Origin of the sequence: Streptomyces sp. NPDC050145 (genome assembly GCF_044460245.1) — a bacterium.
GTDB lineage: Bacteria > Actinomycetota > Actinomycetes > Streptomycetales > Streptomycetaceae > Streptomyces.
Map to the genome: position 1 here is coordinate 19,721 of NZ_JBITJS010000024.1, position 22,406 is coordinate 42,126.

2 protein-coding genes are annotated in these 22,406 nt (G+C 75.5%); both read right to left on the reverse strand.

From position 1 onward, the window contains the following. Positions 1-12 precede the first annotated feature (12 nt). Complete coding sequence (locus tag ACIBTU_RS35210; RefSeq protein ID WP_399130755.1) at positions 13-14,553, reverse strand: amino acid adenylation domain-containing protein; 14,541 nt, start codon at positions 14,551-14,553, stop codon at positions 13-15. After that, positions 14,550-22,358: an amino acid adenylation domain-containing protein gene (locus ACIBTU_RS35215; RefSeq protein WP_399130756.1), complete on the reverse strand. Its 7,809-nt coding sequence runs from the start codon at positions 22,356-22,358 to the stop codon at positions 14,550-14,552. Before ACIBTU_RS35215 ends, ACIBTU_RS35210 begins: the two co-directional genes overlap by 4 nt. Positions 22,359-22,406: the final 48 nt, after the last annotated feature.

Here is a 22,406-nt window from a genome sequence, read left to right on the forward strand (position 1 = left end):
GTCTCCGATCGTTCAGTGGCCGGCCCGCGGGGCGCGGCGGTCCGCGAGGGTGCGTGCGATCCGGCCGAGGGCCTCGGGCCGGGCGAGGCCGGCGTGGTCGGTGTCCAGGTGGTGCTCCTCGACCCGGCCGGCGACGTAGGGGCTCCAGTTGGCGGGGGTGAGCGCGGGGTCGGTGCGGCCGACGGTGGCGCCGAAGAACACCAGGTCGCCGTCGAACCGGGCGGGCCGGAAGTCGGCGATGAGCCGCGTGTTGTTGAGGAAGACGGTGACCATGCGGGTGACCGAGGCGTCGTCGAGGTGGGCGAGCGCGCTGCCGGTCTCGCCGAGCCGTTCGAGGACTGCGGCGCGTTCCAGGGGTGCGTCGCCGAAGGCCTCGGCGCGGTCGACGCCGGCGGCGTTGAGCAGGATCGCGAGGACCTGCTCCTCGCCGACCTCGTGCTCGGTGCCGTCGTAGGCGTCGGGGTATCCGTCGAGGACGGCGAGGAGGCTGACCTCGGCGCCCTCTTCCTGGAGCCGGGTGGCGACGGCGTGGGCGACGAGTCCGCCGAAGGACCAGCCGAGGATCTCGTAGGGGCCCTCGGGGACGGTCTTGCGGATCTGCTCGGCGTAGTCGCGGGCCATGGCGTCGATGTCGGCGGGCAGCGGCTCCTCCTGGCTCAGGCCGCGGGCCTGGAGCGCGTACAGGGGCTGCTCGCGGTCGATGTGGCGCAGCAGTCCGGAGTAGATCCAGCCGAAGCCGCCGGCCGGGTGGACGCAGAACAGCGGGGTGCCGCTGCCGCCCGCCCGCAGGGGCAGCACCACGCCGAACGGGTCCTGCCGGCTGCCCGGTTCGCCGTCGATGCGTGCGGCGAGCGCGGCCACGGTGGGGGCTTCGAAGAGGGTGCGTACGCCGATGTCGCCGCCGAGTTCGGCGCGGACGCGTCCGGCGAGCCGGGTGGCGAGCATGGAGTGGCCGCCGAGTTCGAAGAAGTTGTCGTCGATGCCGACCCGTTCGGCGCCGAGGACCTCGGCGAACAGGCGGCACAGCAGTTCCTCGCGCGGGCCGCGCGGCAGCCGGCCGGTGCCGCCGCCCCAGACGGGTTCGGGCAGGGCGGCGCGGTCGAGCTTGCCGTTCGGGGTGACGGGCAGGGAGGTCATGGGCACGAAGGCGGCCGGGACCATGTAGTCGGGCAGCGACTGTTCCAGTTCGGCGCGGAGTTCGTCGGTGGGGACCTCCTCGCCGACGAGGTAGGCGACGAGGGCCTTGTCGCCGCCGGGGCCGGGGCGGGCGACGACGGCGGCGCGGGTGACGGCGGGGTGGGTGGCGAGGGCGGTCTCGATCTCGCCCGGTTCGACGCGGAAGCCGCGGATCTTGACCTGCTGGTCGGCGCGGCCGAGGAACTCCAGGAGGCCGCGGGTGCCGCGCCGGGCGATGTCGCCGGTGCGGTACATGCGTCCGCCGACGTCGCCGAAGAGTTCGGCGTACGGGTCGGCGGTGAAGCGCTCGGCGGTGCGGGCGGGCTGGTCGAGGTAGCCGCGGGCGAGGCCGGCGCCGGCGATGTAGAGCTCGCCGGGGACGCCGGGCGGCACGGGCCGCAGGCGCTCGTCCAGGACGTAGGCGCGGGTCTCGTCCAGGGGGCGGCCGATGGGCACGGCGGCCGGGACCTGGGACGCCTCGGTGAAGCGGTGCCAGGTGCAGCCGAGGGTGATCTCGGTGGGCCCGTACAGGACCTTGACGGTGGTGCCGGGGCAGGCGTCGAGCACCCGGCGCACGGCCGTGGGCGACACGACGTCGCCGCCCGTCCACACGTCCCTGACACCGGCGAAGACCTCGGGGGCCTCGTCGGCGACGACGCCGAGCAGCCCGGCGGTCAGGAGCAGCGAGGTGACGCCCTGCTCGGCCAGGACCCCGCGCAGGGCGTGCGCGTCGATGTTCCCGGGCGGCGCGACGACGATGCGGCCGCCGGCCAGGAGGGGGCTCCACAGCTCGTAGGTGGAGATGTCGAAGGCGTAGGGGCTGTGCATGAGGACGCGCGAGTCGGCGGTGGTCTCCCAGCAGCGGTCCACGGCGAGGGCGATGGCGTCGCGGTGGGTGATGCCGATGCCCTTCGGCACGCCGGTGGAGCCGGAGGTGTACATGATGTACGCCAACTGGTCGGGCAGCACCGCGACTTCGGGGGCGTCGGCGCGCACGGCGCCGGGTCCGTCGTCCGGGGTGAGGGTGCGCACGCCCAGGCGCGCGGCGGTCGCGGCGTGTGTGGCGTCGGTGATCAGGAGTGCCGCGCCGGTGTCGGACAGCACGTGCCGCATCCGGTCCTCGGGGTAGCCGGTGTGCAGCGGCACGTAGGCGCCGCCCGCCTTGAGGACGGCGAGCGTGGTGACGACGAGGTGCGCGGAGCGTTCCTGGAGCACGGCGACGGGGGTTCCGGGGCGGACGCCCTCGGCGGCGAGGCGGTGGGCCAGCGCGTTGGCGCGGGTGTCGAGTTCCGCGTAGGTGAGGGTCGTGCCGCCGGGTTCGGTGACGGCGACCGCGTCGGGCGTCGCGGCGGCGCGCTCCGCGACCCGGTGCGGCAGCGAGGCGTCGGCGGCCTCCCGGCCGGGGCGGTGCGCCGTGTCGTTCCAGCCGGTCAGGACGAGGCTGCGCTCCCCCGCGCCCAGGACGGGGACGTCGGTGATGCTCATGTCGGGGTCGGTGGAGACGTACCGCAGGAAGGAGATCAGGCGGTCGGTGAGCGCCTGGGCGGTCGCCGCGTCGAACAGGTCGGTGCTGTACTCGAGGACGGCGTCGATGCCCTGGGGCTCGCCGTCCGTGTGCCGTTCGGCCAGGTTGAACGTCAGGTCGAACTTGGCGGCGCCGAGGGCGACCACCTCGGGCCGGACGGTGAGGCCGGGCAGCTCCAGGAGGGCTTCCGGGGTGTTCTGGAGGGCGAGCAGCACCTGGAAGAGCGGGTGCCGGGACAGGGAGCGTCCGGGGCTGAGCTCCTCCACGAGCTTGTCGAAGGGCACGTCCTGGTTGGCGTACGCGGCGAGGTCGAACTCGCGGACCCGGTCGAGGAGTTCACGGAAGCTGGGGTCGCCCGAGGTGTCGGTGCGCAGCACGAGCGTGTTGACGAAGAAGCCGACGAGGTCGTCGAGGGCGTCGTCGGTACGGCCCGCGATCGGGCTGCCGACGGGGATGTCGGTGCCCGCGCCGTGCCGGGTGAGGACCGCGGAGAGGGCGGCCTGGAGCACCATGAAGAGGCTGGCGCCGCTGGAACGGGCCAGGTCGAGCAGTTGCCGGTGCAGGGCGGGGTCGAGGGTGCGGAAGACGGCTTCGCCGCGGTGCGCGGGGACGACCGGGCGCGGCCGGTCGGCGGGCAGTTGCAGCTCGTCGGGAAGGGCGGCCAGGGCCTCCTTCCAGTAGGCGCTCTGCCGGGCGACGGTGCTGGCCGGGTCCGTCTCGTCGCCGAGCACCTCGTGCTGCCACAGCGTGTAGTCGGCGTACTGGACGGGCAGCGGCGTGTACTCGGGGGCGCGGCCGGCGCGGCGGGCGTCGTAGGCGGTGACGAGGTCGCGGGTGAGCGGGGCGAGCGACCAGCCGTCGCCGGCGATGTGGTGCAGCAGCAGGAGCAGGACGTGCTCCCGCTCGCCGACGCGGAACAGGACGGTCCGCAGGGGCAGGTCGGTGGTGAGGTCGAAGGAGTGCCGTGCGGCGGCGGCCAGTTCGGCGGCGAGCCCGTCCTCGGTGGTGTCGCGCAGGTGCAGGACGGGGCGGGCCTCGTCCGGGGCGAGGATGTGCTGGCGGGGGCCGCCGTCCTCGTTCTCGGGGAAGACGGTGCGCAGGGTCTCGTGGCGGGCCGTCACGTCGGAGAGCGCCGCTTCGAGGGCTTCCGCGTCCAGGGTGCCGGTCAGCCGCAGGCCGACCGGCATGTTGTAGCCGGGGTCGCCGCCGGTGAGCCGGCCCAGGAACCACAGCCGCCGCTGGGCGGGCGACAGGGGCAGGGTGTCCGGGCGGGTCCGGGACACGAGGGCCGGACGGCTGCGGCCGCTCTCGGCGGCGGCCACGGCCTCGGCGAGCCGCGCCACGGTGGGCCCTTCGAACAGGTCGCGCAGCGAGATCTCGGCGCCCAGGACGGTACGGACGCGGCTGAGCAGGCGGGTGGCGAGCAGGGAGTGCCCGCCGAGGTCGAAGAAGTTGTCGTCGATGCCGACCCGTTCGGCGCCGAGGACCTCGGCGAACAGGCCGCACAGGACCTCCTCGCGCGGGTCGCGCGGGGCGCGGCCGGTCGCGTCGGGGGCGTCCGGGGCGGGCAGCGCGGCGCGGTCCAGCTTGCCGTTCGGGGTGAGCGGCAGTTCGTCCAGGGCGATCCAGGCGGAGGGCACCATGAAGTCGGGCAGCCGGGCCGCGAGTCGGGCGCGGACCTCGGCGAGGTCGACGCCGTCGCGGGTGACGAGGTAGGCGACGAGGCGGTCGCCGTGGGGGACGGCGGCGGCGCGGACGACGCCCGGGTGGGCGGTGAGCGCCGCCTCGACCTCGGCGGGCTCGACGCGGAAGCCGCGGATCTTGACCTGGTGGTCGACGCGTCCGGCGAACTCCAGCAGGCCTTCGGTGTTCCAGCGGCCGAGGTCGCCGGTGCGGTACATGCGGGTGCCGGGGGCACCGTACGGGTCGGCGACGAAGCGGGCGGCGGTCTGGGCGGGCTGGCCCAGGTAGCCGCGGGCGACGCCCGCGCCCGCGAGGTACAGCTCGCCGGTGACGCCCGGCGGAACGGGGCGCAGCGCGCTGTCGAGGACGTAGACGCGGTCGTGGTCGACGGGGCGTCCGATCGGCGCGGAGGCCGGCCAGTCGGCCGGGTCGGCGGGCAGGGTGTGGGTGGTGACGGCGTGGGTCTCTGCGGGGCCGTACACGTTGTGCAGACGCCGGCCGGGGACCGCGTAGGCGAGGTCGCGGACGCGGGCGCTCGGGGTGAGGGCCTCGCCGCCCTGGAGAATGTCGGTGAGCCGGGGCAGGGTGCGGCCCGCCTCCGCGGCGGCCTCGGCGACGGCCTCGACGACGAGGTTCGGCGCGAAGAGTTCGGACACCTCCTGCTCGTCGAGCCAGGCGGTGAGCAGTTCGGCGCTGTGCCGTACGTCCTCGGACGGCACGACCAGGGCCTTGCCCATGACGAGCGGGGAGAGGATCTCCTGCACGGAGAAGTCGAAGCCGATGGCGGTGAACTGGGCGGTGCGGACACCGGCCGCGCCGGGGAAGCGGCGGGCGTGCCAGGTCAGCAGGTTCTCGAGGCCGCTGCCGGGCATGACGACGGCCTTGGGCGTGCCGGTCGAGCCGGACGTGTAGATGACGTACGCGGGATGCTGCGTCAGCAGCGCCGACGTCCGCTCACCGTCCGTCAGATCACCGTCCGCGTACCCCTCAAGCCCCGACGGCATCGCGTCCAGCACCAGCGCCGGGGCCGCGTCCTCCAGCATGAACGCGATCCGCTCCGCCGGATACGACACGTCCACCGGCAGATACGCGCCCCCGGCCTTCAACACCGCCAGCAGCGCCACGTACAGATCCAGCGAACGCGGCATACGCAGAGCGACCACGCTCTCCGGGCCCACACCCCGCTCCACCAGATACCGCGCGAGCCGGTTCGCCCGCGCGTTCAGCTCCGCGTACGTGAGCGACGCGTCGCCGTGCACCAGTGCCTCGGCGTCCGGCGTCCGCGCCACCTGGCGTTCGAAGAGCTCCGGTACGCGCGCGTCCTCGGTCGGCCGCGTCGCCTCGGTCTCGTTCCAGTCCTCGAGGACGCGGCGGCGTTCGGCGGGGTCGAGGAGTTCGATGCGGCTCACGCGGGTGCCGGGCTCGTCGGCGACGGCCGCGAGCAGGCGCAGCAGCCGGTCGACGAGGGCCTGGGCGGTGCCGCGCTCGAACAGGTCGGTGCTGTACTCCAGGGCGGCGCGGACGCCGCCGGGCGCGCCGTCGCCCGCGCGGAGTTCGACCATGCTCAGGTGCAGGTCGAACTTGGCGACGCCGACGCCGACGGCGAGTGCCTCGGCGGCGAGGCCGGGCAGGGCGAGGCGGGCCTCGCCGCTGTTCTGGAAGGCGAGCATGACCTGGAAGAGGGGGTGCCGGGAGAGGGAGCGCTCGGGGCGCAGCCGTTCCACGAGCTTCTCGAAGGGCACGTCCTGGTTGGCGTAGGCCGCGAGGTCCGTCTCCCGTACGCGGTCGACGAGTTCGGCGAAGGTGGGGTCGCCGGAGGTGTCGGTGCGCAGCACGAGGGTGTTGACGAAGAAGCCGACGAGGTCGTCGAGGGCGTCGTCGGTACGGCCCGCGATCGGGCTGCCGACGGGGATGTCGGTGCCCGCGCCGTGCCGGGTGAGCAGGGTCGCGAACGCGGCCTGGAGCACCATGAAGAGGCTGGCCCGGCGGTCGCCGGCGAGGGCGGCGAGCCGCTGGTGCAGCGCGGGCTCGATGAGGAACGGCACCTGGTCGCCGCGGTGGGTGGCGACGGCGGGCCGGGGCCGGTCGGTGGGCAGCGGCAGCTCTTCCGGGACCCCGTTCAGGGCCTCGGCCCAGTGGGCGAGCTGGCGGGCGTGGCGGCTGTCCGGGTCGTGCTCGTCGCCGAGCAGTTCGCGCTGCCAGAGGGTGTAGTCGGCGTACTGGACCGGCAGCGGGGCGAAGTCGGGGGCGCGGCCGGCGCGGCGGGCGGCGTAGGCCTCGGTGAGGTCGCGGGCCAGCGGCGGCCAGGACCAGCCGTCGCCGGCGATGTGGTGCATGAGCAGGAGCAGGACGTGCTCCCGCTCGCCGAGCTCGAACAGGGTGGCGCGCAGGGGCGGTTCGTGGGCGAGGTCGAAGCCGCGCCGGGCCGCCTCGGAGAGGTCGGCCTCCAGCCCGTCGGCGGTGGTGGCCCGGGTCTCGACGGCGGGGGCCGACGGTTCCAGGATCTGCTGGCGCGGGACACCGCCGCGCTCGGGGTAGACGGTGCGCAGCGCCTCGTGGCGGGCGGTGACGTCGGCGAGGGCGGCGCGCAGGGCGTCCCGGTCGAGGTCGCCGGTCAGGCGCAGGCTCATCGGGATGTTGTAGGTGGCGCTCGGGCCCTCCATCCGGTGCAGGAACCAGAGCCGGTACTGCGCGAAGGACAGCGGCACCTCGTCGGGGCGGGTACGGGCGGTGAGCGCGGGCCGGGCCTCCTGGGCGCCGTCGATGCGCTCGGCGAGCGCGGCGACGGTGGGGGCCTGGAACAGGTCGCGGACGGCGAGTTCGGCGCCGAGCACGGTGCGGATGCGGCTGAGCAGCCGGGTCGCGAGGAGGGAGTGGCCGCCGAGGTCGAAGAAGCTGCGGTCGATGCCGACCCGGGGCAGGCCGAGCACTTCGGCGAACAGGGTGGAGAGGATCTCCTCGCGCCGGGTGCGGGGCTCCTGGCCGGTGGCCTCGGCGCCCTGGTCGGGGGCGGGCAGGGCGGCCCGGTCGAGCTTTCCGTTGGCCGTCAGCGGCAGCGCGTCGAGCAGCACGTAGGCGGCGGGGGCCATGTGGGCGGGCAGCCGCTCGGCGACGAGGTCGCGCAGTTCCCCGGTGAGCCGGGTGTCCTCGCCGCCGCGGGCGGGGTCGTTGGCGAACGGCCTACCTGCCTCGCCGCGGCGCGGCAGGTAGGCCGGTCCGTCGCCCCGGTACGCGTCGAAGGTGTCGTCGCGGGCGCCCCAGGTGCACCGGACGCCGAGGGCGTGGAGGGTGTCGGGGTCGAGGGCCTCGGCGGGCAGGGGCCCGTCGAGCAGGCCGGCGGCCTCGGCGGCGGCCGGGCCGTCGAGCGCGCGCAGGGCCGCGCTCTCGCGGACGAGGCGGGTGTTGGGGATGCCGGTGACGCGGAGGGGGCCGCCGTGGCGCAGCGCCTCTTCGAGCGCGTCGGCGGTGTCGAGGTCGGTGCCCCAGGTCAGGGTCCGCTCTCCCCCGATCCTCCGCTCGCCCTCGTCGTCGGCCGCGGTGCGGCGCAGCGTCACGTCGTAGCGGTGCCGGCTCATCTCGTTGTGGTGGGAGCCGGCGCGCAGGGTGATGTCGGCGCCGGCGAACAGCGGCTCGCGCGCGGCGAGGTCCGTGAAGAAGTCGGGGTCGAGGAGGAGTTCCTTCTCGGTGGTCAGGGACTGCTCGATGGCGGCGCGCACGGCGGCCGGGTCGGCGAAGGCGCCCGCGCGGCGCAGTTCCACGGCGGTGCGGAAGGTGCGCAGGGTACGGAGGTTGCGGACGTCGCCGAGGAAGACGGTGCCGCCGGGGGCGAGGAGACGGGCGGCCGCGCGCAGCACGTCGGCGAGGTAGTCGGCGTTCGGGAAGTACTGGACGACGGAGTTGACGACGACGGTGTCGAAGCGGCCCTCGGGCAGCCCCTGCGTCTCGTGCGCGGCGCCCGCGCGCACGGTGACCTTCCCGGCCAGGTCGGGCCGGGTCTCCAGGCGGGCGCGGAGCTGGTCGACGACGCTCGCGGACAGGTCGGTGCCCCAGTACTCGGTGACGTGCGGGGCCACCTGGGAGAGGATCAGGCCGGTGCCGCAGCCGATCTCCAGGACGCGGCGCGGCCGCAGCGCGAGGACGCGGTCGACGGTGGCCGCGCGCCATTCGCGCATCTCGGTCAGGGGGATCTCGGCGCCGGTGTAGCTGCTGTTCCAGCCGGAGAAGTCCTCGCCGAACTCCTGGCCGGGCTCGGCCTCGTAGAGCTGCTCGTACGTCTCCTGCCACATGTCGATCTGGTCGGCGCCGCGGGCGGTGTCGGGCCCGGTGCCGTGCGGGTCGCGCACGACGTAGGCCACGAGGCGCTTGCCGGTGTCGGCGGGGCCGTCCTCGCGGGCGACGACGGCGGCGGTGGCGACGGCGGGGTGCGCGGTGAGCGCCGCCTCGATCTCGCCGGGTTCGACGCGGAAGCCGCGGATCTTGAGCTGCTGGTCGGCGCGGCCCGCGAACTCCAGGGTGCCGTCCGCGCGCAGGCGCGCCAGGTCGCCGGTGCGGTACATGCGGGCGCCGGTCTCGCCGAACAGCAGCGCGTACGGGTCGGGCACGAACCGCGCGGCGGTCAGTTCGGGGCGGCCGAGGTAGCCGCGGGCGAGCCCGGTGCCGGCGACGTACATCTCGCCGGTGACGCCCGGCGGGACGGGGCGCAGCCGCTCGTCGAGGACGTACACGCGGGCGCCGGGGACGGGGCGGCCGATCGGGGGCACGACGGCGCCGGCGAGGGGCTCGCTCATGGTGGCGCACACGGTCGTCTCGGTGAGGCCGTACGCGTTGACCATGCGGCGGCCGGGGGCGAAGCGGGCCGTCTGGTCGGGGGCGGTGACGTCACCGGCGACGATCAGGTCGGTGCCGGGCGGCAGCGCGTCGTCGGGCAGGGCGGGCAGGGCGCTGGGCGGCAGGGCGATCAGGGTGACGCCCTGGTCGCGCACGAGCCGGGCGAGGCCGGGGCCGGGCAGCAGGTCGTCGGCGCCGGCGAGGACGAGGCCCGCGCCCGAGAGGAGCGCGGCGGTCAGTTCCCACAGCGCGGCGTCGAAGCTGATCGACGCGAAGTTGAGGACGCGGCTTCCCGGGCCGAGGCCGAACCCGGCGAACTGTGCGGGCAGGGTCGCGGCCGCGGTGCCGTGGGGCACGACGACGCCCTTGGGCAGGCCGGTGGAGCCGGAGGTGTAGATGACGTACGCGGGGTGCTGCGGACGCAGCGGCGCCGTGCGGTCGGCGTCGGTGAGCGGGGTGTCGGGGTGGGCGCTCAGGTCCTGCGGCAGGGCGTCCAGGACGAGGGCCGGGCGGGCGTCGGCGCACATGTGCGCGATGCGGTCGGCCGGGTAGTCCGGGTCCATGGGCAGGTAGGCGGCGCCGCTCTTCCACACGGCGAGCAGCGCGGTGATCAGGTCCAGGGAGCGGGGCAGCCGCAGGCCGACGATCCGCTCGGGTCCCGCGCCCCGCTCGACGAGGTGGCGGGCGAGCCGGTTGGCGCGCGCGTCGACCTGGGCGTACGTGAGCGAGCGGTCGCCCATGACCAGGGCGGTGGCGTCGGGGGTGCGGGCGGCCTGCTCCTCGAAGAGGGCGGTGAGGGTGGTCGGAGCCGCTTCGGGGACGTCCGCGGTGGTGTTGAGGCCGACGAGCAGCCGGTGGCGTTCGGCGGCGCCGAGCAGGTCGACGGAGCCGATGGTGCGCTTCGGGTCGTCGGCGACCGCGTCCAGGAAGCGGACCAGACGCTCGCCGAGCGCCTCCACCGTGGCGCGCTCGAAGAGTTCGGTGCTGAACTCCCAGTCGCCGCGGATACCCGCCCGGGCGCCGTCGGCGGTGTGCTCCTCGACGACGGCGAGGCCCAGGTCGAACTTGGCGAAGCCGACGCGGACGGGCTCGGCCGCGACGGTCAGGCCGGGCAGGGCGAGATCGGCGGCGGGCATGGACTGGAGCGCGAGGACGACCTGGAAGAGCGGGTTGCGGGCGAGGGACCGCTCGGGGTTGACCTCCTCGACGAGCTTCTCGAAGGGCAGGTCCTGGTGGGTGTAGGCGGCGAGGTCGAACTGCTTCACCCGGTCGAGGAGTTCGGCGAAGGTGGGGTCGCCGGAGGTGTCGGTGCGCAGCACGAGCGTGTTCACGAAGAAGCCGACGAGGTCGTCGAGGGCGTCGTCGGTACGGCCCGCGATGGGGCTGCCGACGGGGATGTCGGTGCCCGCGCCGTGCCGGGTGAGCAGGGCGGCGAACGCGGCCTGGAGCACCATGAACAGGGAGCAGTCGCCGGCCTTCGCCAGGGCGGTGAGCTTCTCGTGCAGGGCGGCGGGGATCCGGAAGGGCACGGTCTCGCCGCGGTGGCTCGCGACGGCGGGCCGCGCGTGGTCGGTGGGCAGCTCCAGGTGGCCGGGCGAGCCCTTGAGCGCCTCGCGCCAGTGCGCGAGCTGGGCGCCGTGCAGGGACCGGTCGTCGTTCTCGTCGCCGAGCAGTTCGCGCTGCCACAGCGTGTAGTCGCCGTACTGCACGGGCAGCGGCGCCCAGTCGGGGGCGCGGCCCGCGCGGCGGGCGGCGTAGGCGCGGCCGAGGTCGCGGGACAGCGGCGCGAGGGACCAGCCGTCACCGGCGATGTGGTGCAGCAGCAGGAGCAGGACGTGCTCCTGCTCGCCGAGCTGGAACAGGGTGGCGCGCAGGGGCAGTTCGCGGGTCAGGTCGTAGGGCCGGGCGGCCTCCCGCGCGAGCCGTTCGGCGAGCGTCGCCTCCTCGGCCAGCTCCACGCCGAGCGCGGGCACGGCGTCGACGGCCGGCAGGATCTCCTGGTACGGCTCGCCGGCGTGGCTCGGGTAGCGGGTGCGCAGCGTCTCGTGGCGGGCGGTCAGGTCGGCGAGCGCGGCGCGCAGCGCGGCCCGGTCGACGTCGCCGCGCAGCCGCAGGGCGAGCGGGATCGTGTACGTGCTGTTGGGGCCGTCGAGCCGGCCGAGGAACCACAGCCGGCGCTGGGCGTACGACAGCGGCAGCCGGTCCGGGCGGGCCGCGGGTGCCAGGGCGGGGCGGGCTCCGGCGGCGCCGTCGAGACGCTCGGCGAGCCCGGCGACGGTCGGCGCCTCGAACAGGTCGCGCAGGCTGATCTCGGCGCCGAGGACGGTGCGGATCCTGCTGATGAGCCGGGTGGCGAGCAGGGAGTGGCCGCCGAGGTCGAAGAAGTTGTCGTCGATGCCGGTGCGCGGGACCTTCAGGACGGTCGCGAAGAGGTCGCAGAGGATCTCCTCGCGCGGGGAGCGCGGGCCGCGCCGGACCGTCGTCGTCACCGGCGCGGGCAGGGCGGCCCGGTCGAGTTTGCCGTTGGGGGTGAGCGGCAGCGCGTCGAGGGGGACGACGGCGGCCGGGACCATGAACTCGGGGAGGGTGCGGGCCAGTTCGGTGCGCAGGGCGGCGGGGTCGACCGGGCCCCGGGCGGGGACGACGTACGCGACGAGGCGTTTGTCGCCGGGCCGGTCCTCGCGGGCGAGCACCGCGGCGCGGGCGACGGAGGGCAGGGCGGTGAGGGCCGCCTCGACCTCGCCGGGCTCGATGCGGAAGCCGCGGATCTTGACCTGATGGTCGGCCCGTCCGGCGAACTCCAGCTGTCCTTCGGTGTTCCAGCGGCCGAGGTCGCCGGTGCGGTACATACGGGTGCCGGGGGCGCCGTACGGGTCCGCGACGAAGCGCTCCGCGCTCTGCACGGGCCGGTTCAGATAGCCGCGCGCGAGTCCCGCGCCCGCGAGGTAGAGCTCGCCGACGGCGCCGGGCGCGACCGGGCGCAGCGCGCTGTCCAGGACGTAGGCGCGAGCGCCGGTGACCGGGGCGCCGACGGGGGCGTTCTCGGGCCAGTCCGCGGGGTTCTCGGGCAGGGCGGTGCCCGTCATCACGTGGGTCTCGGCGGGCCCGTAGTGGTTGTGCAGGCGGCGGCCGGGGACGGCGGCGACGAACGCGCGCACACCGGCGCCGAGGGCCAGTGCCTCGCCGGCCTGCGCGATGTGGCGCAGCGCGGGCAGGGTGCGGCCGGTCTCGGCGGCGGCCTCGGCGACGGCCTCCACGACGAGGTTCGGGGCGTAGAGCTCGGCGATCTCGTGTTCGTCGAGCCAGGCGGTGAACTGTTCACCGCTGCGCCGCACGTCCTCGGGCGGCACGACGAGGGTCTTCCCGTGCAGCAGGGTGCCGAGGATCTCCTGGGCGGCGACGTCGAAGCCGATGGTGGTGAACTGGGCGACGGGGGTGCCGGCCGGGCCGGGCATCTCGCGGTCGTGCCAGGCGAGCAGATTGGCGAACGCTCCGCCGGGCATGACGACGGCCTTGGGCGTACCGGTCGACCCGGACGTGTAGATCACGTACGCCGGATGCTGCGGCAGCAGCGCCGCCGTCCGCTCACCGTCGGTCAGATCACCGTCCGCGTACCCCTCAAGCCCCGACGGCATCGCGTCGAGCACCAGCGCCGGGGCCGCGTCCTCCAGCATGAACGCGATCCGCTCCGCCGGATACGACACGTCCACCGGCAGATACGCGCCACCCGCCTTCAACACCGCCAACAGCGCCACGTACAGATCCAGCGAACGCGGCATGCGCAGAGCCACCACACTCTCCGGACCCACACCCCGCTCCACCAGATACCGCGCGAGCCGGTTCGCCCGCACGTTCAGCTCCGCGTACGTCAGCGTGTCGGGGCCCACGGAGAGGGCCGCGGTGTCCGGGGTGCGGGCGGTCTGCTGCTCGAAGAGCGCGGGCAGGGTGTGGTGCGCGGCCGGGTCGCCGCTCGCGTTGAACTCCTCGACGACGCGGCGCTCCACGTCGGCGGGCAGCAGGGCGAGGCGGCCGACGGGCCGGTCGGCGCCGTGCTCGGCGATGGCCGCGAGCACCGTGTCGAGGCGGCGCAGCAGGTCCCGGGCACCGGTCTCGTCGAGGACGTCGGCGCGGTGGTCGAGGCGGAAGCGGAGGGTCTCGCCGGGGATGGCGAGGAGGCTGAGCGGGTAGTGGGTGGCGTCGCCGACCTCGAAGCCGGCGAGGCGCAGACCGCGGGACTCGGCGCGCAGGACGGCCGGGTCGAGCGGATAGTTCTCGAACACCACGACGGTGTCGAAGAGTTCACCGGTCCCGGCGGTGGCCTGGACCTCGGTGAGGGACAGGTGGCGGTGCTCGATGAGCGCCGCCTGCTCCCGCTGGACGCGGCCGAGCAGCTCGCCGAGGCTCTCGGCGGGGCGGATCCGGACTCGCACCGGCAGGGTGTTGATGAACATGCCGATGGTCGACTCGATGCCGGGTATCTCCGGCGGCCGGTGGGCGACCGTGGCGCCGAACACGACGTCGTCGCGGCCCAGTTCGGCGCCGAGGAGCAGCGCCCACACGCCCTGGACCAGGGTGTTGAGGGTGAGGCCGAGGGAGCGGGCGAGGGTGGTGAGGCGCTGGGTGGTCGGGGCGTCGGTCTCGTGCCAGATCTGCCCGGGCAGCGCCGCCGCGGCGCTCGCGCCCCGGCCGGAGCCGGCGTCCGCGACCAGGCTGGGCCCGTCGAGGTCGGCGAGCGCGGTGCGCCACGCGGCGCGGGCCGCGTCGTCGTCGCGGCCGGCGAGCCAGCCCAGGTAGGCGCGGTACGGGGTGACCGGCGGCAGGTCCGCGTCGTCGCCGGCGCTGCCGTACAGGGTGAACAGCTCCTTCACGAGCAGCGGCATCGACCAGCCGTCGAGGAGCAGGTGGTGCGTGGTGAGCACGAGCTTGTGGTGGTCCGGGCCGAGCGCGAGCAGGCCGAACCGGATCAGCGGCGGGGTGCCCGGGTCGAAGCGCTCGGCGCGGTCCTCGGCGACGTACGCGGCGACGGCGCGCTCGCGGTCCGCGGCGCCGAGTCCGGTGAGGTCGCGGGTGCGCCAGGGCAGCGGCACCTCGTGGGGCACGAACTGCACGGGCCGCTCGACGTTCTGCTGCCAGAAGCCGGCCCGCAGGTTCGGGTGGCGGCGCAGCAGACCGCGTACGGCCGCCTTCAGGTCCTCCTCGACGAGGGGTCCGCGCAGCTCGAAGACCATCTGGACGGTGTAGACGTCCGTGCCCTCGGTCTCGGCGCCGTAGGCGACCTGGAAGAGGAGTCCTTCCTGGAGCGGGGACAGGGGCAGGACGTCGGCGAGTCCGGACTGCGTCATCGGGCTACCTTCCAGGCGGCTTCGAGCTGGTCGATCTGGTCCTGACTGAGCGAGACCAGGGACAGGTCGGAGGGGGTGATACCGCCCGCGTCGGGGCGCGTGGTGTGGGTGACGAGGGCCTCGAGGGCGCGGAACCAGCTCTCGGCCAGGTCCCGGACGGCGGCCTCGTCGAGGAGCCGGCCCGCCCAGGTCCAGACGGCCTGCAGACGCGGTCCGGAACTCTCGTCCCGGGTGTGCGCGTTGACCTCGACGGCGTGCGCCAGGGGCAGGGTGGGGTCGGTGCCGTCGCCGATCAGGTCGGCGTCGGGAGCGGCGGTCCACAGTCCGCCCTCGGCGGCGGGGAAGCGGCCCAGGTAGTTGAACCCGACGGCGGGGGTGCCGTGCGGGGCGAGCGCGGCGAGGCTGCGGCCCGTACGGGCGTCGAGCCGGCGCAGCAGACCGTGGCCGATGCCGCCGTCGGGGATCTCCCGCAGCTGCTCCTTGACGCGCTTGACGGCCTGGCCGGCGGCGGGTCCGCCGGCCAGCGCGTCGGCGCGGTCGAGCGGTCCGGGGGCGAGCCGTGCGGGGTACATGCTGGTGAACCAGCCGACGGTGCGGGAGAGTTCGGCGCCGCTGTCGCCGGGTTCGCGGCCGTGGCCCTCCAGGTCGATGAGGACGGCGTCGCTGTCGCCGAGGCCGCGGCGCCGGCGCCAGTCGGCGACGGCGAGCGCGAACGCGGTGAGCAGCACGTCGTCGACCCGGCCGTGGAAGGCGGCGGTGACGGTGGTCAGCAGGGCGTTCGTCGTGGCGGTGTCGAGGTCGAGGTCGATGCTGCGGGCGGTGGCGGCCGTGTCCCGGGCGGGGTCGAGCGGCTCGGCGGTCACGGGGGCGCCGCCGCCCGCGAGGGTCCGGGTCCACAGCTCCAGTTCGGCGGTGCGCTCGGGGCGTGCCGCCTCGGCCTCCAGGTGCCGGGCCCAGGCGCGGAAGGAGGTGCCGACCGGCAGGGGGGCGCCGGTGGCTCCGGGTTCGCCGGCTTCCCAGGCGGCCTTGAGGTCGGGCAGCAGGATGCGCCAGGAGACGCCGTCGACGACCAGGTGGTGCAGGGTCAGCAGCAGCCGGCCGGGCCGGTCCGGGCCGGCGTCGAGCCAGACGGCCTGGCCGCAGCGTCCGGCGAAGGGGTCGAGGCGGTCGCGGGCGGCGGCGGCCTGCTCGGCGGCCAGGGCGCGCAGCGCCGGGTCGTCGAGGCCGGCGGCGTCGACGCGGCGCACCCAGTCCTCGGCGCGGACGGTGCCGGGGGCGCCGACGCGCATCGACCAGTCGGTGCCGGTGCCGGTGCCGTCGCGGGCCTCGCGGGAGAACACCGCGCGCAGCACGTCGTGGTGGTCGAGGAGGGTGCGGATCGCGGCGGTGAGCCGTTCGAGGCCGAGGTCCGACGGGACCGGGACGACCATCGACTGGCTGAACGCCTCGACGGGGCCGCCGCGTTCGCGCAGCCAGTGCATGATCGGGGTGAGCGGCACCTCGCCGGTCGCCTCGGTGTCGAGGGCGCCCTGTCCGGCGGGTTCGGGTGCCTGGTCGAGGGATTCGGCGACGGTGGCGAGCGCGGCGACCGTCTTGTGCTCGAAGATCTGCGCGGCGTTCAGGGAGAGCCCGGCGCGGCGGGCCTTGCCGACGAGCTGGATGACCATGATGCTGTCGCCGCCGCGGTCGAAGAAGCTGTCGTCGATGGAGACGCTCTCGGTGCCGAGGACCTCGCCGAACAGCACGGTGAGGAGTTCCTCGCGCGGGGTGCGCGGGGCCCGGCCGGCCGTGTCGGCGGCGCCGAAGTCCGGGACGGGCAGGGCGCGCCGGTCCAGCTTCCCGTTGGGGGTGAGCGGCAGGGCGTCCAGGCCGACGAACGCGGCGGGCACCATGTAGTCGGGCAGCGCCGCCGCGATGTGCGGGCGCAGTACGGCGGCGTCGGTCCCGGCGCCGGGCGCGGGCACCACGTAGGCGACGAGCCGCTTGTCGCCGGGCCGGTCCTCGCGCACCAGGACGGCGCACTGGGCGACGTGCGGGTGGGCGCCGAGCACGGACTCGATCTCGCCGAGCTCGATGCGGAAGCCGCGCACCTTGACCTGGTGGTCGGCCCGGCCGAGGAACTCGAGGACGCCGTCGGGGCGGCGCCGGACGAGGTCGCCGGTGCGGTACATGCGGGCGCCGGGGGCGGGGGCGAACGGGTCGGCGACGAACCGTTCCGCGGTGGCGTCGGGCCGCTTGAGGTAGCCGCGGGCCAGACCGGCGCCGCCGATGTACAGCTCGCCGGTGACACCGGGCGGGACGGGCCGGAGCCGGTCGTCGAGGACGTGGCAGGTGGTGTTGTCGAGCGGGGTACCGATGGGGACGGTCGTCTCCTGCTCCCAGGGCGCCCGCATGAAGTGGTGGGTGGCGAAGGTGGTGGCCTCGGTGGGGCCGTACCCGTCGACGACCATCGTGTCCGGCGAGGCGGCGAGGACCCGGCTGACGGCGGCCGGGGAGACGACGTCGCCGCCCGTCCACACCTCGCGCACGCCGGTGAAGCAGTGCGGGGACTCCTCGGCCAGCAGGTTGAACAGGCCGGAGGTGAGCCACATGCCGGTGACGCCGCCCTCGACGATCGCCCGTTCCAGGGCGCGGGTGTCGAGGTCGCCGGGGGGTGCGACGACGACGGCGCCGCCGGACAGCAGCGGCACCCACAGCTCGTACTGGGAGGTGTCGAAGGAGTACGGGGAGTGCAGCAGCACCCGGCGCTGGTGGCCGGTGCGCCAGCAGCGGTCGGCGGCGAGCGCGGCGACGTCGCCGTGGGTGATGGCGACGCCCTTCGGGTTCCCGGTCGAGCCCGAGGTGTACATGACGTAGGCGAGCTGGTGCGGGTGGACGGGGACGACGGGCAGGACGTCGCCGTCGTCGGGGAGCGCGTCGACGACCAGGACCTCGGCGTCGCCCGCCCAGGAGGCACAGGCGTGCTCGGCGTCGGTGACCCGGTCCGTGAGCAGCACCCGGGCGCCGACGTCGGCGGTGATCAGCCGCATCCGGGAGGCCGGGTAGCGGGTGTTGAGCGGCACGTAGAAGCCGCCCGCGCGCACCACGGCGAGCAGGGAGACGACGAGGTCGGCGGAGCGCTGCTGGAGGACGGCGACGGCCGACTCGCGGCCGACGCCGGAGTCCGCGAGCCGGCGGGCGAGCCGGCCGGACCTGCGGTCGAGTTCGGCGTAGGTGAGTTCGCGGCCGTCGTCGCCGACGACGGCGACGGCGTCGGGGGTACGGGCGGCCTGCGCGGCGAACTGTTCGGCGAGGCCGCCGGGCGGCACCGGCCGGGCGGTGTCGTTCCAGCCGTCGAGCCGCGCCCGCTCGGCCGCGTCGAGCAGCTCGTGTCCGCCGACGGGGGCCTCGGGGTCGGCGACGGCCGCGTCCAGCAGGACGAGCAGGCGGCGCACGACGGACTCGGCGGTGGCGCGGTCGTAGAGCGCGACGTCGTACTCGAGGTCGCCGTCGATGCCGGCGAAGGCCCCGGCGTCGGTGCGGTGCTCGACGAGGTTGAACGTGAGGTCGAACTTGGCGACGCCGAAGTCGACGGGCTCGGGCCGTACGTGCAGGCCGCGCAGGGCGGCGCGGGCCTCGAAGTCCTGGTAGGAGAGGACCACCTGGAACAGGGGGTGGCGGGCGGCGGAGCGTTCGGGCTGGAGCCGCTCCACGACCCGGTCGAAGGGCACGTCCTGGTGGGCGTAAGCGCCCAGGGCGGCGCTGCGGACCCGGCCGAGCAGTTCGGTGAACGAGGGGTCGCCCGAGGTGTCGGTGCGCAGCACGACCGGGTTGACGAAGAAGCCGACGAGGTCGTCGAGGGCGCTGTCGGGGCGGGCGGCGGTGGGGCAGCCGATGGGGATGTCGGTGCCCGCGCCCAGCCGGGTGAGCAGGCCGGCCAGGGCGGCCTGGAGCACCATGTGGCTGGTGGCGCCGCGCTCGCGCGCGAACGCGTCGATCCGGGCGTGCAGGGCGGCGCCGACGCGCAGCGGGACGGAGCCGCCGCGGTGTTCGGCGACCGGCGGGCGGGGCCGGTCGGCGAGGACGTCCAGCTGGTCGGGGAGTCCGGCCAGGGTCCGTTCCCAGTAGGCGAGCTGCCGTCCGGCGAGGCTGTCGTCGGCCCGCTCGTCGCCGAGGAGCTCGCGCTGCCACACGGCGAAGTCGCCGTAGGTGACGGGCAGCGGCGGGTAGTCGGGGGCGTGACCGGCGAGGCGGGCGGAGTAGGCGGTGGCCAGGTCGGCCAGGAGGGGGCGCAGCGACCAGCCGTCGCCGGCCACGTGGTGCATCAGGACGAGCAGCACCTTGTCGCCGTCGGGCAGCGTGAACAGGTGGGCGCGCAGCGGGAGTTGGCAGTCGAGGTTGAAGGGGGTGCGGGCGGCGGCGGTGAGCGCGGCGGGCAGGTCCTCCGGCTCGGTGCGGGTCTCGACGACCCAGGGCCTGGCCTCCTCGGGCGGCAGCAGCCGCTGGGCGGCGCCGCGCTCGCCGCGCGGGTAGACGGTGCGCAGGCTCTCGTGCCGGGCGACGAGGTCGTGCAGGGCGTCGCGCAGGGCGCCCCGGTGCAGCGGACCGGTGATCCGCAGCGCGATCGGCATGTTGTAGGTGGGCGCGGCCCCCTCGACCTCGCGCAGCACCCACATGCGGTGCTGCGCGTACGACATGGCGGGCTCGGTGCCGTGCGGGACGGGGCGCAGCGGCGGGCGGTCGGCGCGGGCGGCGCCGGCCACGCGGGCGGCGAGGCCGGCGGGGGTGGGCGCCTCGAAGAGGTCCTGCACGGTGAGTTCGGCGCCGAGGCGCTCGCGCACGGCGCCGATGAGCCGCCCGGCGAGGAGGGAGTGGCCGCCGAGGGCGAAGAAGTCGCTGTCGCCTCCGATCCGGGCGCCCTCGGCGAGACCGAGGACGTCGGCGAAGACCTGGCGCAGCGTCTCCTCCTCGGGCCCGGCCGCGGGCTCCTGGCGCGCGGGGGCGGCGTCGGGGGCGGCGAGCGGGGCCGGGAGCGCGGTGCGGTCGAGCTTTCCGTTGGCGGTCAGCGGCAGCGCGTCGAGCGGGGTGAAGGAGGCGGGCACGCAGTGGGCGGGCAGTGTCGCGGCGAGCAGCCGGCGCCAGTCGGCCGGGTCGGGGGTGCGGCCCGCCACGGGCACGGCGTAGGCGGCGAGCCGCCGGTCGCCGGGCCGGTCCTCACGGACGACGACGGCGGCCTCGGCGACACCGGGGTGGGCGGTCAGGGCGCTCTCGATCTCGCCGAGTTCGATGCGGAACCCGCGGATCTTCACCTGGTGGTCGCCGCGGCCCAGATAGGCGAAGGTGCCGTCGTCGAGGCGGCGGACGAGGTCGCCGGTGCGGTACATGCGGGAGCCGGGCGGGCCGTAGGGGTCGGCGACGAAGCGCTCGGCGGTCAGCGCGGGCCGGCCGAGGTAGCCGCGGGCGAGTCCGGCGCCGGACACGTACAGCTCGCCGGTGAATCCGGCGGGGACCGGGCGCAGCGCCGCGTCCAGGACCCGGGTGCCGAGGTCGGGCAGGGGGCCGCCGACGAGGGAGCGGGCGCCGGGCACGGCGTGCTCGGGGCCGAGCGGGGCGCAGGTGACGTGCACGGTCGTCTCGGTGATGCCGTACATGTTGACGAGGCGGGCGGTGGTGCCGCGCCGGGCGTACCAGTCGGCGAGCCGGGCGGGTTCGAGGGCCTCGCCGCCGAACACGACCTGTTTCAGGGCGAGTTCGGGCGCGTCGGCGCCGCGCTCACGGTCGGCGGTGTCGAGCTGGTGGAAGGCGGTGGGCGTCTGGCTGAGCACGGTGACGCGTTCGCGCGCGAGCAGGTCGAGGAAGTCGCCGGGCGAGCGGCTGACGGCGTACGGGACGACGACGAGGCGGCCGCCGTGCAGCAGGGCGCCCCAGATCTCCCACACGGAGAAGTCGAAGGCGTAGGAGTGGAACAGGGTCCACACGTCGTCGGTCCCGAAGGCGAACCAGGGGCGGGCGGCCGTGAAGAGGCGGACCACGTTGGCGTGCGGGACGACGACGCCCTTGGGGCGGCCTGTGGAGCCGGAGGTGTAGATGACGTACGCCGGGTGGCCGCTGCCGACGGCGGCGCCGGGGTCGGTGTCCGGGTACGCGGACAGGTCCCGGGCCATGGCCTCGGGGTCGAGCACGAGGACGGGGCGGGCGTCCTCGAGCATCCAGGCGAGCCGGTCGGCCGGGTAGTCGGGGTCGAGCGGCAGGTAGGCGGCGCCGGACTTCAGGACGGCGAGCAGCGCGACGACGAGGTCGAGGGAGCGCGGCAGGGTGAGGGCGACGAGCCGCTCGGGTCCCGCGCCCGCGGCGACGAGGTGGTGGGCCAGCCGGTTGGCGCGGGCGTCGAGTTCGGCGTACGTGAGCCGCTCGCCCTCGTGGCTGACGGCGACGGCGTCGGGAGTGGCGGCGGCGCGGGCCGCGAACAGGGCGTGCAGGGTGTCGCCGACCGCGGGCGCCGGGTGCGGGGCGACCGGGTCGGGCGGCTGCTCCTCGCCGGGCAACCGGGCGGGCGGCACGTCGGGGCCCGCCTCGGCGGCCGCGGTCAGGAACCGGGTGAAGCGGGCCAGGTGCGCCGCGGTCTCGGCCTCGTCGTACAGGTCCGGATTGGCCTCGAGGTCGAGGCGGAGTCCGGCGTCGCCGGGCTCCTCGTAGAAGGAGAACTTCAGGTCGTCGACGGGGCCGGTGGACACCGGGTGCACGCTCGCGCCGAGTTCGCCGAACCGCGGGGCGTGCCCGTACGGCATCACGTTGACGACCGGGCCGTGCGAGGCGGCGCCCACGTGGCCGAGTTCGCGGCGGATCTCCTCCTGCCCGAGGCGCTGGTGGCGCAGCACGGGCGTCATGGCGTCGCGGGCGGCGGCCACGAGGTCGGCGAGCGGGGCCGCCGGGCGCGGCTCCAGGTGCAGCGGGTGCACGTGGGCGACGGTGCCGGCGGCCTGCCGGGCGGCCGAGGTGCCGCGCACGGCCACCGGCAGGCTCAGCGTGATGCCCGTCTCGCCGGTCAGCCACTGCAGGTACGCGGCGACAGCGGCGGGCGCGGCGACCGGCCAGCCGGTATCGGCGGCGCGGGCGAGGTCCTCCAGGCGGTCCAGGACGTCCCGGCCCAGGAAGGCGGTGTACCGGTGCGCGTGCGCGGCGGCGGGCGCGGTGGCTCCGGCCGCGGACACGGGTGTCCTCAGCGGCTGCGCGAGCCAGTGCGCGCGGTCCCGGTCGTGGGCGGGCGAGTCGCGCCACCGCGCCTCGGCGTCGGTGAGGTCGCGCACGGAGCCGTCGGCGGGCCCGGGGGTCCCGGTGTAGGCGCGGGCGACACGGTCGGCGACCAGCCGGAAGCCGAAGCCGTCGAGGAGGAGGTGGTGGACGTGCTGGAACCAGCGGTGGTGCCCCTCCCCCAGCTTCAGCAGCGCCTGGGTGAACAGGGGGCGCCCGGCGGTGACGTCGAGCGGGTGGGCGACGACCTCGCGCATCCAGGCGTCGGCGGCGGCGGCCGGGTCCGCGGCCGTGCTGAGGTCGACGTGGTGGACGGTGAAGTCCGGGTCGGGGTCGGGGCTCTGGCTCACCGTGCCGTCGGCGTCGGTGTGGAAGCGCAGCCGCAGCGCGTCGGTGCGGGCGACGACCTCGCGCAGTGCCCGCTCGAAGCGGTCCGTGTCCAGCGGGCCCGTCAGCTCGATGTACTCGCCGGTGTTGAAGACGGGGCTGCGCGGGTCCCGAGCCTGGGCGAACCAGATGCCGAGTTGGGCCGCCGTCAGCGGCAGGCGCGCTACGTCGGGAACGGGAACAGCCACTCTTCCCCCAAAGTCCGGGCCGTCCGCTGCTGGTCGGCGCAGTACCGG